This window comes from Sphingomonas sp. Leaf4 (assembly GCF_920939515.1).
GTDB lineage: Bacteria > Pseudomonadota > Alphaproteobacteria > Sphingomonadales > Sphingomonadaceae > Sphingomonas.
The window spans coordinates 449,277-463,567 of record NZ_CAKLBB010000002.1; the positions used below are offsets into that span (position 1 = coordinate 449,277).

Annotated in this window: 13 protein-coding genes; 3 read left to right on the forward strand and 10 right to left on the reverse strand. The window is 68.2% G+C overall.

Annotated elements, in window-relative coordinates:
• Positions 1 to 11: 11 nt before the first annotated feature.
• From LRA89_RS04635 to LRA89_RS04670, 8 genes are all read right to left on the reverse strand, one after another.
• Positions 12 to 683, reverse strand: a complete 672-nt coding sequence (locus LRA89_RS04635; protein ID WP_230769185.1) for a PepSY-associated TM helix domain-containing protein — start codon at positions 681 to 683, stop codon at positions 12 to 14.
• A 104-nt stretch (positions 684 to 787) separates the two neighbouring features.
• The gene (locus tag LRA89_RS04640; protein WP_230769186.1) at positions 788 to 1,465 is read right to left on the reverse strand and encodes a response regulator transcription factor; all 678 of its coding nucleotides are present in this window, start codon (positions 1,463 to 1,465) and stop codon (positions 788 to 790) included.
• Entirely contained in the window at positions 1,465 to 4,134 is a 2,670-nt protein-coding gene (locus tag LRA89_RS04645) for a sensor histidine kinase (RefSeq protein WP_230769187.1), read from the reverse strand. Before LRA89_RS04645 ends, LRA89_RS04640 begins: the two co-directional genes overlap by 1 nt.
• Positions 4,134 to 4,718, reverse strand: a complete 585-nt coding sequence (gene kdpC / locus LRA89_RS04650) for a potassium-transporting ATPase subunit KdpC (protein ID WP_230769188.1) — start codon at positions 4,716 to 4,718, stop codon at positions 4,134 to 4,136. The genes LRA89_RS04645 and kdpC overlap by 1 nt, the downstream gene beginning before the upstream one ends.
• 12 nt (positions 4,719 to 4,730) lie before the next feature.
• On the reverse strand, positions 4,731 to 6,767 hold the full coding sequence (kdpB, locus tag LRA89_RS04655; protein ID WP_230769189.1) for a potassium-transporting ATPase subunit KdpB: 2,037 nt from the start codon (positions 6,765 to 6,767) through the stop codon (positions 4,731 to 4,733).
• A 13-nt stretch (positions 6,768 to 6,780) separates the two neighbouring features.
• Complete coding sequence (kdpA, locus tag LRA89_RS04660) at positions 6,781 to 8,484, reverse strand: potassium-transporting ATPase subunit KdpA (protein ID WP_230769190.1); 1,704 nt, start codon at positions 8,482 to 8,484, stop codon at positions 6,781 to 6,783.
• Positions 8,485 to 8,497: 13 nt separating this feature from the next.
• Positions 8,498 to 8,587, reverse strand: a complete 90-nt coding sequence (gene kdpF, locus LRA89_RS04665) for a K(+)-transporting ATPase subunit F (protein ID WP_055756022.1) — start codon at positions 8,585 to 8,587, stop codon at positions 8,498 to 8,500.
• A gap of 113 nt (positions 8,588 to 8,700) precedes the next feature.
• Positions 8,701 to 9,552, reverse strand: a complete 852-nt coding sequence (locus tag LRA89_RS04670) for a TorF family putative porin (protein WP_230769191.1) — start codon at positions 9,550 to 9,552, stop codon at positions 8,701 to 8,703.
• 226 nt (positions 9,553 to 9,778) lie between these two features.
• On the opposite strand from LRA89_RS04670, the gene LRA89_RS04675 reads away from it, so the two are divergent.
• Positions 9,779 to 10,129 (forward strand): hypothetical protein, encoded by a 351-nt coding sequence (locus LRA89_RS04675; protein WP_230769192.1) that lies wholly within the window; start codon positions 9,779 to 9,781, stop codon positions 10,127 to 10,129.
• Positions 10,122 to 11,198 carry a DUF1176 domain-containing protein gene (locus LRA89_RS04680; protein ID WP_230769193.1) on the forward strand — a complete coding sequence of 359 codons (1,077 nt, stop codon included), beginning with the start codon at positions 10,122 to 10,124 and terminating at the stop codon, positions 11,196 to 11,198. The genes LRA89_RS04675 and LRA89_RS04680 overlap by 8 nt, the downstream gene beginning before the upstream one ends.
• Positions 11,199 to 11,229: 31 nt before the next feature.
• Here LRA89_RS04680 and LRA89_RS20600 read toward each other — a convergent pair whose 3' ends face one another.
• Positions 11,230 to 11,565, reverse strand: coding sequence for a DUF6440 family protein (locus tag LRA89_RS20600; RefSeq protein WP_443024931.1), 336 nt, complete (start codon positions 11,563 to 11,565; stop codon positions 11,230 to 11,232).
• 77 nt (positions 11,566 to 11,642) lie between these two features.
• Between LRA89_RS20600 and LRA89_RS04685 the strand changes: the two genes are divergently transcribed.
• Positions 11,643 to 12,140: a hypothetical protein gene (locus LRA89_RS04685; protein WP_055756029.1), complete on the forward strand. Its 498-nt coding sequence runs from the start codon at positions 11,643 to 11,645 to the stop codon at positions 12,138 to 12,140.
• 64 nt (positions 12,141 to 12,204) lie between these two features.
• Here LRA89_RS04685 and LRA89_RS04690 read toward each other — a convergent pair whose 3' ends face one another.
• Entirely contained in the window at positions 12,205 to 14,277 is a 2,073-nt protein-coding gene (locus LRA89_RS04690) for a catalase (protein WP_230769194.1), read from the reverse strand.
• Between the last annotated feature and the right edge of the window lie 14 nt (positions 14,278 to 14,291).

Here is a 14,291-nt window from a genome sequence, read left to right on the forward strand (position 1 = left end):
AGCCCCCTTCGTCAATGGATCAAGAATAGCGCGAGCACGACCGGCAGGACGATGCCGGTCGCGACCAGTGGCCAGGTGATCGGGCGCCGCTTCGCATGGAGTTGCAGCAGCAGCAGCCCGGTGATCGAGAACAACACGCACGCGATGGCGACGACGTCGATGAACCAGAACCATGCCGTCCCGGCGTTGCGGCCCTTGTGCAGATCGTTGAGGTAGCTGATCCAGCCCCGGTCGGTCGTCTCGGCACGGATCGCGCCGCTGGCCCGGTCGATGCTGACCCATGCGTCGCCGCCGGGGCGGGGCAGCGCGACATAGGCTTCGCCATCGGACCATTCGACCGGGCGGTCAGCGACGTTCAGGCCCACCGCCTGCTCGACCGCGGTGGCCACGGCGGATGGCAGCACCGCTTTCGCACGCGCCGCGGGTTCGAGCGACGCCGTCAGCCCGGCGGGCAAGGTCGCGCTACGTTCGGCGACGACCGGTTCGGCGGAGATCGACCCCGCGTGGTTCAGCGTGATGCCGGTGACGGCGAACAACAGCATCGCCGCCAGCGCGACGCCGGCGCTGATCCAGTGCCATGCGATGATCTGCTTCGCCCACCACGCCCGCCAGTTGCGCGGCCGCCTGCGCGGACCGGCCGATGTCCGTACCCCTCGTTCGGCGTGAAGATTGCTGTTGGTCATCTACCCCTCTGCACCGCAATTACTGCGACCTATTATCATTAGCAAGCGGTGATACAGGGTTGCTTGACGGCTACAGCCGACCGGACGGCGCCGGTCGTCGCTCGTCACGCATCGGGGCGAAGCCGATAGCCGACGCCCAGTTCGTTGGCGATCAGGCTACCCATCGGCCCCGGATGTTCGAGCTTCTGGCGCAGGTTGCGGATGACGATGCGCAGATATTCAACCCGTGGGTCGTCGTCGCCGCCCCATGCGGCGGTGAGGAGGCGGTCGTGCGTCACGACGCGGCCGAGATGTCGCGCGAGGACGGCGAGGACGTCGAATTCCTTGCGCGTCAGATGCAGTTCGCCGCCACCGCGCGATACGATTCGCCGATCGAGATCGATGCCCACATCGCCGCAGCGGACGACCTTCGGCGTCGTTTCCGGCGATTGGCGATGGCGCAGCGCCACGCGCAGCCGGGCGAGGAGTTCCTGCGTATCGAACGGCTTGGTCACGAAATCATCGGCGCCAAGGTCGAGCGCGGTCACTTTTTCGTCCACTGCGTCGCGCGCGGAGACGATGAGGACTACGGCCGGCCGCAACAGCGGGATCAGGCTCAGCCCGTCGCGGTCGGGCAGCCCCAGGTCGAGCAGGATCGCATCGGGATGTTCCGCCGCCGCCTGCTGCAACGCCGTTCGGCCGTCCCCCGCCTCGATCACCAGATAGCCGGCGTGGACGAGGGTGTTGCGCAACAGGCGGCGGATCGCGGCTTCGTCATCCACCACGAGGATCTTGGCAGGCATCAGACAAGTCCTTCGGGTGCGGCATCGCGGACGATCAGCGCGGCGGGGAACATCAGCGCGAAGACGGCACCGGTCCCGTCGTCGCGATTGGCGGCTTCGACGGCCATGCCCATCGCCTCGGCGAATGCCTTCACGATGGCGAGGCCAAGGCCGGTCCCGCCGACGGCGCGGTCCGACCCTTCGAGGCGGCGGAACGTCTCGAATACCTCCGCCTCGCGGCCGGGCGGCAGTCCGGGGCCACGATCGGACACCAGCAGGCGCAACTCGCCGAAGCGGTGCCGCCCCTCGATGACGATCTCGGTCCCGCTGTCGCCATAGCGGCCGGCATTGTCGAGCAGGTTGAGCAGGCAATGGTGCAGAAGCTGCGGATCGGCGCGGACCAGCGGCAGGTCGGGCGGCACGTCGAACCGGACCGGATGGCCGTCCAGCGCGCGGCGCGCGTCGTGCGCGGCACCGCTGACGGCTTCCTCGAGGTCGACCGGCTGGATGTTCAGCCTCAGCGCGCCGGCCTCGACCCGCGCCATGTCGAGCAGGTTGGCGACGAAACGGTTGAGCCGCGCGGCCTCGGCCTTGATCGTGCCGATCAGTTCGGGAGTCGCGCCATGATCGAGCTGGTCGGCGGCGGCGATCACTGCCGTCAACGGCGTGCGCAGATCGTGGCTCACCGACGACAGCAGCGCCGCGCGCAGCCGGTCGCGCGTTCGCACCGTCTCGACATCGCGCATTTCGACCTCCAGCCGCAGCCGTTCGAGGACGAGCGCCGACTGGTCGAGCAGGCTGCCGAGCAGCGGCAACTGGTCGGGCCGGACCGGATCGGCGGCCGAATCCTTGGCGATGCCGAGGACGCCCAGCACCCGCCCGCCGGCCTTCAGCGGGCGGAACAGCCATTCCGACGCCGCCAGCGTCCCCGATCCCTTGCCTGCCGCCGTGCCGGTGTCGAGCGACCATGCGGCGGCGGCGGTGTCCATGGTGCCAAGACGATAGCCGGGGTCGCTCGCGCCAAGGATTTCGAGCGTCCGGTCGGCCCCCGGCACCATCAGGATCGCCTGCACGTCGAGCAGCCCGCGAACGTCGTCGCAGATCCTCTGCGCGGCGACGCCGATGTCGTTGACGCTGGTGATCTGGCGCAGGAAACCGGCCAGCGTCGCGTTGGTGCGGGCGCTGGCGGCCGCCAGATCGGCCTGTGCCCGGACGCGCGACGTCAACTGGCTGGTCGCTACCGCGATGCCGAGGAGGACGACGACCGACACCAGATTTTCGGGGTTGCTGATGCTCAGCGTGCCGACCGGCGGCAGGAAGAAGAAATTATAGGCAAGGCTGGAGGCGATGCCGGCATAGACGCCGGTGCGCAGGCCATAAAGGCTGGCCGCCGCCATGACCGGCAGGAGATAGAGCAGCGCGACGTTGCCGAGGTCGAGGATGCGGAACAGCGCGCTGGCCACCGCGGTGATCGCCGCGACCATCGCGGTCGTGACGACATAGCCGGCGGGCGTCCCCCACGGTGCCGGCCGCCGCCGGCCGCGCGCCGCCGGATCGGCGACCACCGGCAGGACATGGACGGCGACGCCGGGCGTGTCGCGGATCACGCGATCGACGACCGATCCGTGCAGCAGTTCGAACCAGCGCGACCGCCGCGATTTGCCCATCACCAGTTGCGTCGCACGCGCATCGGCAAGGAAGCTCTGGATACCGGTCACGACATCGGTCGCCGGCACGGTCGCCACCGCCCCGCCGAGCTGGGTGGCGAGGGTCATCGCCGCCGCGATCCGCCGATGTTCGACGTCGGAGAAATGTGCGGTGCGCGGGGTTTCGATGAAAAGCGCGGTCCACGGTCCGCGCAGGCCGTCGGCGACCCGTTTGGCGGCGCGTACCAGTGTGTCCGAACCGGGCAGTTCGTTGATCGCGACGACGATCCGGTCGCCGCCCGCCCATGTCCCGCCCAGCCCCAGCGCGCGGACGTCGTCGAGCATCCGCGCGTCGACCGCCTGCGCCGCGCGGCGCAGCGCCAGTTCGCGCAGCGCCGACAGGTTCGATTTCGAGAAGAAGTGCGACAAGGCCCGTGTCGCTTCGTGCGGCAGATAGACCTTGCCGGCGCGCAGCCGCTCGATCAGCTCGTCGGGGGGAATGTCGACGACCTCGATCTCGGCCATTTCCAGCACGAAATCGGGCACGGTTTCGCGGACGCGGACCCGGGTGAAGCTGGCGACGACGTCGTTCAGGCTCTCGACGTGCTGGATGTTGACCGTGGAATAGACGTCGATCCCGGCGGCCAGCAGTTCCTCGACATCCTGATGCCGCTTGGCATGGCGGCTGCCCGGCGCGTTGCTGTGCGCCAGTTCGTCGACGAGGACGAGGCGCGGCGCACGGACGAGGATCGCGTCGAGATCCATCTCGTCGAGGCTGCGCCCTTCATGCGCGACCGGGCGACGCGGCACGATCTCGTGGCCACGGGTCAGCGCCTCGGTTTCGATCCGGCCGTGCGTCTCGACGATGCCGACGACCACGTCGGTGCCGTCGCGCCGGCGCGCCGCCCCTTCCGAGAGCATCTCGAAGGTCTTGCCGACGCCGGGGGCGGCGCCCAGAAAAATCTTCAGCCGGCCGCGACCCTCCTGCGCGGCGGCGCGCAGGAGGGCGTCGGGATCGGGGCGGCCGTCACCCGGACCCGCCATCAGCGTGGGCGCGCGCCGGGCAGGGCGTCGAGCGCGCGATTGAGCGCCAGCACGTTGACATGCGCGTCGCCCAGCACCGGCGTCCCGGTCGTCGCCGCCACCAGCGCGCGGACCCGATCGACCGGCAGGCCCCGGACGCGGGCGATGCGCGGCACCTGCGCCAGCGCGGCGGCAGGCGACAGGTCGGGGTCGAGCCCCGAGCCGCTGGCGGTGACGAGGTCGGCGGGCAGCGGACCTGCCACGCCCTCGGCGCGCCGCGTCGCGACATCGGCCTTCACCCGGTCGGCCAGCGCCCGCGAGGCTGGCCCGAAATTCGATCCCGACGAGGCGAGCGCGTCATAGCCCTTGCCCGCCGCCGATGGCCGTGTCTGGAAATAGCGGTCCGACGTGAATGCCTGTCCGACGACGCTCGATCCGATCACCGTGCCACGCGCGTCGCGGACCAGGCTGCCGCCGGCCTGTGCCGGGAACAGCATCTGGCCGATGCCGGTCATCGCCAGCGGATAGGCGATCCCGAGAAGCAGCGCGAACAGGATCGTCATCACGATCGCGGGTCGCAGCGCGGAAGAGAAATCCTTGCCCATGTCGATATTCCTTTAGGCGAAACCAAGGCCGCTGACCAACAGGTCGATCAGCTTGATGCCGATGAACGGGGCGATCAGGCCGCCCAGACCGTAGATCGCGAGATTGCGGGCGAGCAGCGGGCCGGCCGCCATCGGGCGATAGGTGACGCCGCGCAGCGCGAGCGGCACGAGGCAGGGGATGATGACCGCGTTGAAGATGATCGCCGACAGGATCGCGCTTTCGGGCGAGCCCAGCCGCATGACATTCAGCACGCCCAGCCCCGGATAGAGGACGACGAACATCGCCGGGATGATCGCGAAATATTTCGCCACGTCGTTGGCGACCGAGAAGGTCGTCAGCGCGCCGCGCGTCATCAGCAACTGCTTGCCGAGCCCGACGACCTCGATCAGCTTGGTCGGATCGCTGTCGAGGTCGACCATGTTGCCCGCCTCGCGTGCGGCCTGCGTGCCGGTGTTCATCGCCACGCCGACGTCGGCCTGCGCCAGCGCCGGCGCGTCGTTGGTGCCGTCGCCGCACATCGCGACCAGCTTGCCCCCTTCCTGTTCCTTGCGGATCAGCGCCAGCTTGTCCTCGGGACTGGCCTGCGCCAGAAAATCGTCGACCCCGGCCTCGGCGGCGATCGCGGCGGCGGTGAGCGGGTTGTCGCCGGTAATCATCACCGTGCGGATACCCATGGTGCGCAGTTCGCCGAAGCGTTCGCGGATGCCCGCCTTCACCACGTCCTTCAGGAAGATCGCGCCGAGCAACCGTCCGTCACGGGCGACCGCCAGCGGGGTGCCGCCCGCGCGCGAAATCTCGTCGGTGATGCGGCGCAGCTCGGTCGCCGCCGCCGTCTGTCCAGCACCCGGATTGGCGCGCAGGATCGAATCGACCGCGCCCTTCTGGATCAGCGATCCGTCGAGGCGCACGCCCGAAATCCGGGTCTGCGCGGTGAACGCGATCACCTCGGCATCGTCGGGCAGCGCGGCCGTCGTCACCTGAAACCGCTGCCGCGCCAGCGCCACGATCGACCGGCCTTCGGGGGTTTCGTCGGCAAGGCTGGCGGTCAACGCCGCCTCGGCCAGTTCGGCGTCGCTGGTGCCGCCGACGCTACGGAATTCGGATGCCTGCCGGTCGCCGATGGTGATCGTGCCCGTCTTGTCGAGCAGCAGAACATCGATGTCGCCCGCCGCCTCGACCGCGCGACCCGATTTCGCCAGCACGTTGAAGCGGACGAGCCGGTCCATCCCGGCGATGCCGATCGCGGACAGCAGCGCGGCGATCGTGGTGGGGATCAGCGTGACGAGCAGCGCGGCGAGGATCGCCACCGGGATCGATCCGCCGGCATAGCTTGCGAAGCCGGGAATAGTGGCGACCGCGATCAGGAAGATGATCGTCAGCCCGACCAGCAGCAGCGTCAGCGCGATCTCGTTCGGCGTCTTCTGCCGCTCGGCCCCCTCGACCAGCGCGATCATCCGGTCGAGGAACCCCTTGCCGGGCTCTACCGTCACCTTCACGCGGATTTCGTCGGAAATGACGCGCGTGCCCGCCGTCACCGCCGAACGATCGCCACCTGCCTCGCGGATCACCGGCGCGCTCTCGCCGGTGATCGCCGCCTCGTTGACCGAGGCGACGCCGGATACGACCTCGCCGTCCGACGGGATCAGGTCGCCGGTTTCGACCAGCACGACGTCGCCGACGCGCAACTGGCTGGCCGGGACATCGTCCCATGCGCGGCCGGCTCCGGTCAGCCGCTTGGCGGTCAGGTCGGCCTTGGTCGCGCGCAGCGACGCGGCCTGCGCCTTGCCGCGCCCCTCGGCCAGCGCCTCGGCAAAGGTGCCGAAGAGCACCGTCAGCCACAGCCAGACGACCAGTTGCAGCTTGAACGCGGTGGTGAGGTCGTCCTGCCCGATCACGAGCAGGACGGTCATCAATGCGGCGACCACGGCGGTGACGAACATCACCGGATTGCGGACGAGGTCGCGCGGGTTCAGTTTGACGAACGCCGCCCGGCAGGCCGGCAGGACGAGGTCGGCGGTGAACAGGCTGTTCGATTGGGTCTTTGCCATCATGGCCCCCGTGTCAGGACAACTGGCCGCGGATCATCGCGAGATGATCGGCGATGGGACCGAGCGCGAGGCCCGGCAGGAAGGTGAGGCCGCCGAGGATCAGGATGATGCCGACCAGCAGCCCCACCCACAGTCCGCCCGTCGTCGGGAACGACCCCGCGCTTTCGGGCGTGTATTTCTTGGCGGCGAGGCTGCCGGCGATGGCCAGCATCGGCACGATGATGAAGAACCGGCCGATCCATATCGCCACCCCCAGCAGCCCGTTGTAATAGGGGGTGTTGGCGGTGAGGCCGGCGAAGGCCGACCCGTTGTTGGCGACCGCGCTGGTGAAGGCGTAGAGGATCTCGCTGAACCCGTGCGGCCCCTTGTTGAGCGGCCCGGCCAGCCCCTGTTCCAGCACCGACGACAGTGCGGTGAGGCCGAGGATCATGAGCGGCAGCACCGCGATGGCGAGGACGGCCAGCTTCACCTCGCGCGCCTCGATCTTCTTGCCGACATATTCGGGGGTGCGGCCGACCATCAGCCCGGCGACGAACACCGCGAGGATGGCGAAGAGCAGGAAGCCGTAGATGCCGGCACCGACGCCGCCGATCACGACCTCGCCCAACTGCATGTTGAACAGCGGGACCAGCCCGCCCAGCGCGGTGAAGCTGTCGTGCATCGCATTGACCGCGCCGCACGACGCGGCGGTGGTGACGACCGAGAACAGCGCGGAGGCGGCGATGCCGAAGCGGACCTCCTTGCCCTCCATGTTGCCGCCCGCCACACCGATGCCGTGCAGCACCGGATTGCCCGCCGCCTCGGCCCAGTAGGTGACGGTGGTGCCGACAAGGAACAGGATCATCATCGCCGACAGGATCGCCCAGCCCTGGCGCGTGTTGCCGACCGCCTTGCCGAACGTCCAGGTCAGCCCCGCGCCCAGCACGAAGATCGACAGCATCTGGATGAAATTGGTCAGCGCGGTCGGATTTTCGAACGGATGCGCGCTGTTGGCGTTGAAGAAGCCGCCACCGTTGGTGCCGAGCATCTTGATCGCTTCCTGGCTGGCGACCGGTCCCAGCAGGATCGACTGGCGCGCGCCTTCCAGCGTCTGCACGTCGACGACGCCGGCCAGCGTCTGCGGCACGCCGCCGGAGATGTAGACGAGCGTCAGCACGACACAGGCCGGCAGCAGCAGGTAGAGCGTGATCCGCGTCATGTCGGCCCAGAAATTGCCGATCGCCTTCGCCTGGGTCCGAGCGAAGCCGCGGAACAGCGCGAAGGCGAGGGCGATGCCGGTCGCCGACGACAGGAAATTGAGGACGGTCAGCCCCAGCATCTGGGACAGGTTCGACATGGTGCTCTCACCGGCATAGCTCTGCCAGTTGGTATTGGCGGCGAAGCTGATCGCGGTGTTGAACGACAGATGCTCGCCGACCCCGGCCAGACGCTGCGGATTGCCCGGCAGCACACCCTGCAACCGCAATACGCCATAGGTGAAGAACGTCAGCAGCGCGTTGAACGCCAGCATATGCACGGCATAGCGCCGCCAGCCCTGCTCCTCGGCCGGGTCGATGCCCGACAGCCGGTAGAAGCCGCGCTCGACCGGCCCGAGCAGGCGGTGGAGCGGCGTGCGGCGGCCTTCGTACAGCGCGAAGAGCCACAGGCCGGCCGGTTTCGTCAACGCCAGCAGGACGCCGGCGAAGGCGAGGATCAGGAGCCATCCCTGAATGGTCACGGGTTCGCCTCCTTCAGAAACGTTCGGGGCGGAGGAGGACCGCCACCAGATAGACGAGAAGGCCAAGCGCGGTTATCGCCGCTAGCCACAGGTCGGGAGTCATCGCGCGCTCCCTCAGGCGTTGTCGCACAGGCGAACATAGGCAAGCGTCAGCGCCACCAGTCCGGCCATGATCGCGATCCAGAGCAGATCCTGCATATACGGTCCTTTCGGGGTTCAGAAGGCAGCGGTCAGCGCGACCAGCAGCGTATCGCCGGCGATGGTGCCGGTGCCGTCCTGGCCCCGGCTGAAGCCGGGGCGGAGGTAGCGGGCGTCGCGGGACGAAATGTCGGTGCCGACATAGCCGACGCCCAGCGTCAGGTTGCGCCATGTCGTATCGACACCCAGCGACCAGTCCCAATAGGCGCCGGTCGGGGCGACGGCGGTGGCGTTCGGACCCAGGCCGTCCTGTCCCCGGCTATGGCCGAGATGCGCCTTGGCCGTGATCGGCGTACCCGCCACCGCCAGCGCGCCGTCGCCCCACAGGTACAGATTGTCGTGCCTCGCGCCGGGGTTCGTATAGATACCGGCGGCGGCATCGGCGCCGGTGGCGTACCATTTGCCGATCGCCTGCTGGGGCGGCGCATAGGCGGCACCGGCGATCAGCGTCGCCGGGCCGGCGGTGCCGGTCAGCTTGACATAGGGTTCGGCGAAATCGGTCTTGTCCGCGCCGCCGGGATACAGATACCAGGTGAGGCCGACGTCGAGCACGGCATCGTCGGCAAGCCTGGCCTTGTAGCCGCCGATCAGGTCCAGTTCTATGTTCGCGCCGCCGAACGTCCCCCATCCGGCGAGGTTCGAAGCCCATAGGCCGATGTACGCCCCGCTTTCATGCGCGACGGTCATCCCGCCCTGCACCGCCATGTCCCCGTCAGACTGCGACACGCCGCGAAACCGGTAATCGGAAGCGATGGTCGCCAACCCGCTGACGGTGATCGCAGGCGGTGGTGCGGCCGGCAGCGACTGCGCATGCGCGGCGATCGGCAACGTCGCGCATGCGACGGCCACGGCCGCAGGACGGAAGTTCATCCTGACACCCCTTGCAGACGGCACCGTCCCGTGACGGGCACCTTCAGGGCGTTGCGATTAGGCGCATGCCGCGTAGCAATTCGAGATCGATTCCGGCAAAAGCCGTATAGCGCGCATATAGGCGACGCATTTTATCCGTCCGTACCGGTTCTCCCAAGCGACGTTCGATCACCCTGCGTCGGCGAGGGGCCATGGCGGCGGGAGACATTCTCAACGGGAGAAGCCGATGTTCATCATCTGGAGTGGCTGGGGCGCGCTGACGATTGTCATCGTGGCGGCGGTAACGATCGTGGTGGGTGCGATCGGACAGTTGCTGCTCACCGCCATCGGCTATCCCGACTGGGCGTTCGTCGCGGTGAGTATCGGCCTGTTCTCGGCGGCGGCGGTCAACTGGATCGTCGGCAGGCGAATGAACGCGACACCGCCGCGCGAACTGGTCGACCCCGCGACCGGGCAGCGCGTCGTGCTGACCCGGACGCACCGGCTGTTCTGGATCAGGATGGAATATTGGTCGTTTCTTGTGGCGCTGCTGGGCTTCGTCCCGTTGCTGGCGCTGCCGGGAGCCCTTCATGGCTGACCGGCGCGCGCGATCGATCCTGCTGCTGCCGCTCGCGTTGTGCATACAGGGACCGGCGGCGATGGCGGCCACCGACGCACGGCCGGTCTACCGTGAGATCGGCGACTGGCTGCTCGCGTGCGACAATCTGCGCAACTGCGTGGCCCGGGCGGCGCGCGACCCGGCGGCCGCGCCGGTGGCGGGCGACGATGCGGAGGTCCGCATGGACATCGCTCGCGATTCAGGACCGAACGGCGCCGTCGCGGTCCGGTTGCAGGCCGAGCATCGGATCGATCCGACAAGCATCCATATCGGCACACGGCCGCCGCCGCGGGACCTGCCGTGGCGGACCGGCGGCGATGGGCAGGACGCCTCGCTGACCGGGGAGCCGGCCCGGCGGTTCGTCCGCGCGATCGTCGATGCGCCCGCACTGATGCTGGCCCGCGCCGGACCGGCGCAGATCAGCCTGCGCGGGCTGGCCGCCGTCCTGCTGGCGATGGATGAGGCGCAGGGGCGGGTGGGCAACGCCAGCGCACTGATCCGCCCCGGTTCCCGCCCGGCCGGCCTGACACCGCCGCCGATGCTGCCGCCGCGTATCCGGGTCGGTCCACCCGCGCCGGCACTGGCCGATGCGCAGCGTCTGGCGCGGGCTGTCCGGCGCACGCAGGCCACCATCCTCGCCGCGCATGAATGCGATCGGTCGTCGGACGACGACGCGGCCTATCCGCTCACCCGGACAGAGGCGATCGTCGTCCTCGGCTGTGGCCGGTTCGCCTATCAGGCGTCGGTGCTGCTGTTCCGTACCCCGCGCGACCGGCCGGCGGCGGCAAAACTGTTGACGCTGCCCGACCCGCCCGCCGCGCGTCCGACCGACGCGGCCAGCGCCGGCGAATATGTCGAGGGCGATTATGATCCGGCGACCCGAACCTTCGTCGAGGTTTCGAAAGGCCGGGGCATGGCCGATTGCGGCAGTACGACCGAATGGACCTTCGACGGCACGGCCTTCCGCGTATCCGCCTTTCGCTGGCAGGACCGTTGCGCCGGGACGACACCCGGCGAATGGCCGGTACTGTACCAGACGCGGCGGTAGGCGAAAGCGGAAGGGGACGACGAAACCAGGGTCAGCTACCGCACATCGGACGACCATCTGCCTTCAATCTGGGGGTCAGGCTGCCGGTCCGCCGCCGGCCCAACGCCAGATACTGGCAGCCGGTTTCGGGGTCGCGCCAGACCCGCACCCGTTCGTTCCCCGTGCTACGGCGAAGCACTTCGGCTTCGGTCGTCGCAGTGTTGTCCGGCACAGACCGGGACGAATCGAACTTGTCACAGCCGGCAAGCAGCGACGTCAACAGACAAAGGGCCAAAGCCGCGCGCATCATTTCCCCCGCCATCGGCATATCCAACGACGCCAGCCTATGGCCTGGACCGTTCCGGCGCAAGGTCGGGCCATGCCGCATGATTCTGCCGCCAGCGGCACAAAGAACGAACCGTGTCTTGCCATCCGACTCCGCCCTGCCGCATAGTGCGGCCAGCGATGCCGATCCGTCCCGAGCACACCTATCTCTATCCGATCGATTGGCGACATATCTCGCATTTCGTGAGGTTCGTGCGCGCGAAGGGTTGCTGCGAACATTGCGGCCGGCGGCACCTGCAACGGGTGTTCCACATGGGCGACGGCCGATGGTGGGATGCCGACCGGCGCTATTGGCGCAACGGGGAGGGGCGGCGGGTGCGCCGTCCGACCGAGGACATCCTCCATGCCGGGCGATGGACGTCGGTGGTACTGGCCTGCGCCCACCTGACCCATGATCCCAGCGACAGCCGGTTCGAGAAGCTGGCCGCGCTGTGCCAACGCTGCCACATGATCCACGACGCACCCGAGCATCGCCGCCGCCGCTGGATGAACGCGCATTATCGCCGGGCGCTGGGCGATCTTTTCTACGGGCCCTATCCCGAACGCGGCGCCGACTGGATCATGCCGACGCCCGCAAGCATGCTTGACGATCCCCGGTTGCTCTACCTGCGAGTGTAAGCTGGCCCGGAAGCATCGGGAGCAAGGCGAGTGGCGAGCCGGCCCGACCGGCTCGCCACCCGGATCACGCCAGCGTACGCACGCCGGGTTCGCGGGCGTAGAAGCGCCGCGCCGCCGCAGCGACGAAATCGTCCTCCACCCCGACGATCCCGTCGTCAGGTTCGACGCCGGCCTTGTCCAGCAACGGTTTCGCGCCCGCGCTCGCGCCGATCGCCTTGAGGTGGCCGAAGGCATCCATGACGAACTGCACCGCCGCCGCTTCCTTCAACAGCGTGCGACAGCCCGCATCGGACACGATCACCGCGACCGCGTCGAAGAGCTGGCTCGGCGTACCGGCAAGCTGGCCGTCGGCCTTGCGCTTCGATCCGTCGGCCAGCGTCGCGCCGCCGACCTTGGGCGCGACCAGAACCGGCTTGCCCTTCGCCGCCTCGACCGCCGCGACCAGCGTGTCGATTGCCGCGCCGTCGCTGCCGTCGGTGAACAGGATGCCGACGCTGCGTCCTTCCAGCGTCTCCTTCATGTTCTTGTGGATCGACAGCGCGTCGGACGGCACCATGTCCACCGGCTCGCGGGCGGGCTTGGCCTTGGCTGGCAGGTCGATGCCGAGGCCGTCGGCGACGCGCTTCGCCAGATCCTCGTCGACGTTGCGCAGGTTCGCGACCATGCGCGGCGGCACCTGATCGAGCACGCCGACCTTCGACAGTTCGAACACGAACGACGACGCGATATGCGCCTGCTCGCTTGCCGTCTGCGAACGATAGAATAGCCGCGCCTGGCTGTAGTGATCGGCGAACAGCTCGGCCCGGACGCGCAGCTTGTCGCCCTGTTCGTCAGGACCGGTCGCCGCGTTCACCGTGGCGAAACCGCGCTCGACACTTTCGCGCGGGCCGCCGTCCTCGCCATGCGCGGCAAGGCTGTTGGGTTCGTAATTGGCCCGGCCCTTGGGCACCTGCGTCTGCATCTTGCCGTCGCGCTGGAAATTGCCGAACGGGCAACGCGGCGCGTTGATCGGGATCTGGTGGAAGTTGGTCGTGCCCAGTCGCGAATTCTGCGTGTCGAGATAGCTGAACAGCCGACCCTGCAACAACGGATCGTTCGAAAAGTCGATGCCCGGCACGATGTTGGTCGGCAGGAACGCGACCTGTTCGGTTTCCGCGAAGAAATTGTCGGGATTGCGGTTCAGCGTCAGCGTGCCGATGATGCGCACCGGCACATCGTCCTCGGGGATCAGCTTGGTCGCGTCGAGTACGTCATAGGGCTGCGCCTGTGCGAACGCCTCGTCGAACACCTGGATGCCAAGGTCCCATTGCGGAAACGCGCCGGTATCGATCGCTTCCCACAGGTCGCGACGCTGATAGTCGTTGTCGGCGGCCTGAAGCTTCAGCGCCTCGTCCCAGATCGTCGATTGCAGGCCGAGCTTCGGCTTCCAGTGGAACTTGACGAAACTGGCCTTGCCCTCGGCGTTGACCAGCTTGAAGGTATGGACGCCGAACCCCTCCATCGTGCGGAACGAGCGGGGCAGGGTACGGTCCGACATCGCCCACATCAGCATGTGCGTCGTCTCGGGCATCAGGCTGGCCCAGTCCCAGAATGTGTCGTGCGCGCTGCCCGCCTGCGGATAGGCGCGGTCCGCCTCCATCTTCACCGAATGGACGAGGTCGGGAAACTTGATCGCGTCCTGGATGAAGAACACCGGAATATTGTTGCCGACGAGGTCCCAGTTTCCTTCGCGCGTGTAGAATTTCACCGCGAAGCCGCGCACGTCGCGTGGCGTGTCGACCGATCCCGCGCCGCCCGCGACCGTCGAGAAGCGCACGAACACCTCGGTCTGCTCGCCCTTGGTGAAGACCGCCGCCCGGCTCAGGTCCGACAGGTCGTCGGTCGCCTCGAACACGCCATGCGCGCCCGAACCGCGCGCGTGGACGATCCGCTCGGGGATGCGTTCGTGATCGAAGTGAAAGATCTTCTCGCGGAGAACGAAGTCCTCCAGCAGCGTCGGTCCCCGCGCACCGGACTTCAGGCTGTTCTGGTTGTCGCTGATCGGTACGCCGTGGTTGGTGGTCAGGACGGCGTCGTCACCGGTTGCGCGCTGGTGCGTTTCGCCGCCCTTGCCGATCGCTGTGTTCGTGTCGCTCATGTCGATCCTTCGTT

What these genes read in the sequence shown, in the direction of transcription:
- LRA89_RS04680 (WP_230769193.1), top strand. Translation starts at nt 10,122, where the DNA reads ATGGCTGACCGGCGCGCGCGATCGATCCTGCTGCTGCCGCTCGCGTTG.
- LRA89_RS04685 (WP_055756029.1), top strand. Translation starts at nt 11,643, where the DNA reads ATGCCGATCCGTCCCGAGCACACCTATCTCTATCCGATCGATTGGCGA.
- kdpB (WP_230769189.1), bottom strand. Translation starts at nt 6,767, where the DNA reads ATGGCAAAGACCCAATCGAACAGCCTGTTCACCGCCGACCTCGTCCTG.
- kdpC (WP_230769188.1), bottom strand. Translation starts at nt 4,718, where the DNA reads ATGGGCAAGGATTTCTCTTCCGCGCTGCGACCCGCGATCGTGATGACG.
- LRA89_RS04645 (WP_230769187.1), bottom strand. Translation starts at nt 4,134, where the DNA reads ATGGCGGGTCCGGGTGACGGCCGCCCCGATCCCGACGCCCTCCTGCGC.
- LRA89_RS04640 (WP_230769186.1), bottom strand. Translation starts at nt 1,465, where the DNA reads ATGCCTGCCAAGATCCTCGTGGTGGATGACGAAGCCGCGATCCGCCGC.
- LRA89_RS04635 (WP_230769185.1), bottom strand. Translation starts at nt 683, where the DNA reads ATGACCAACAGCAATCTTCACGCCGAACGAGGGGTACGGACATCGGCC.
- LRA89_RS04670 (WP_230769191.1), bottom strand. Translation starts at nt 9,552, where the DNA reads ATGAACTTCCGTCCTGCGGCCGTGGCCGTCGCATGCGCGACGTTGCCG.
- kdpF (WP_055756022.1), bottom strand. Translation starts at nt 8,587, where the DNA reads ATGACTCCCGACCTGTGGCTAGCGGCGATAACCGCGCTTGGCCTTCTC.
- LRA89_RS04690 (WP_230769194.1), bottom strand. Translation starts at nt 14,277, where the DNA reads ATGAGCGACACGAACACAGCGATCGGCAAGGGCGGCGAAACGCACCAG.
- LRA89_RS04675 (WP_230769192.1), top strand. Translation starts at nt 9,779, where the DNA reads ATGTTCATCATCTGGAGTGGCTGGGGCGCGCTGACGATTGTCATCGTG.
- LRA89_RS20600 (WP_443024931.1), bottom strand. Translation starts at nt 11,565, where the DNA reads ATGCGGCATGGCCCGACCTTGCGCCGGAACGGTCCAGGCCATAGGCTG.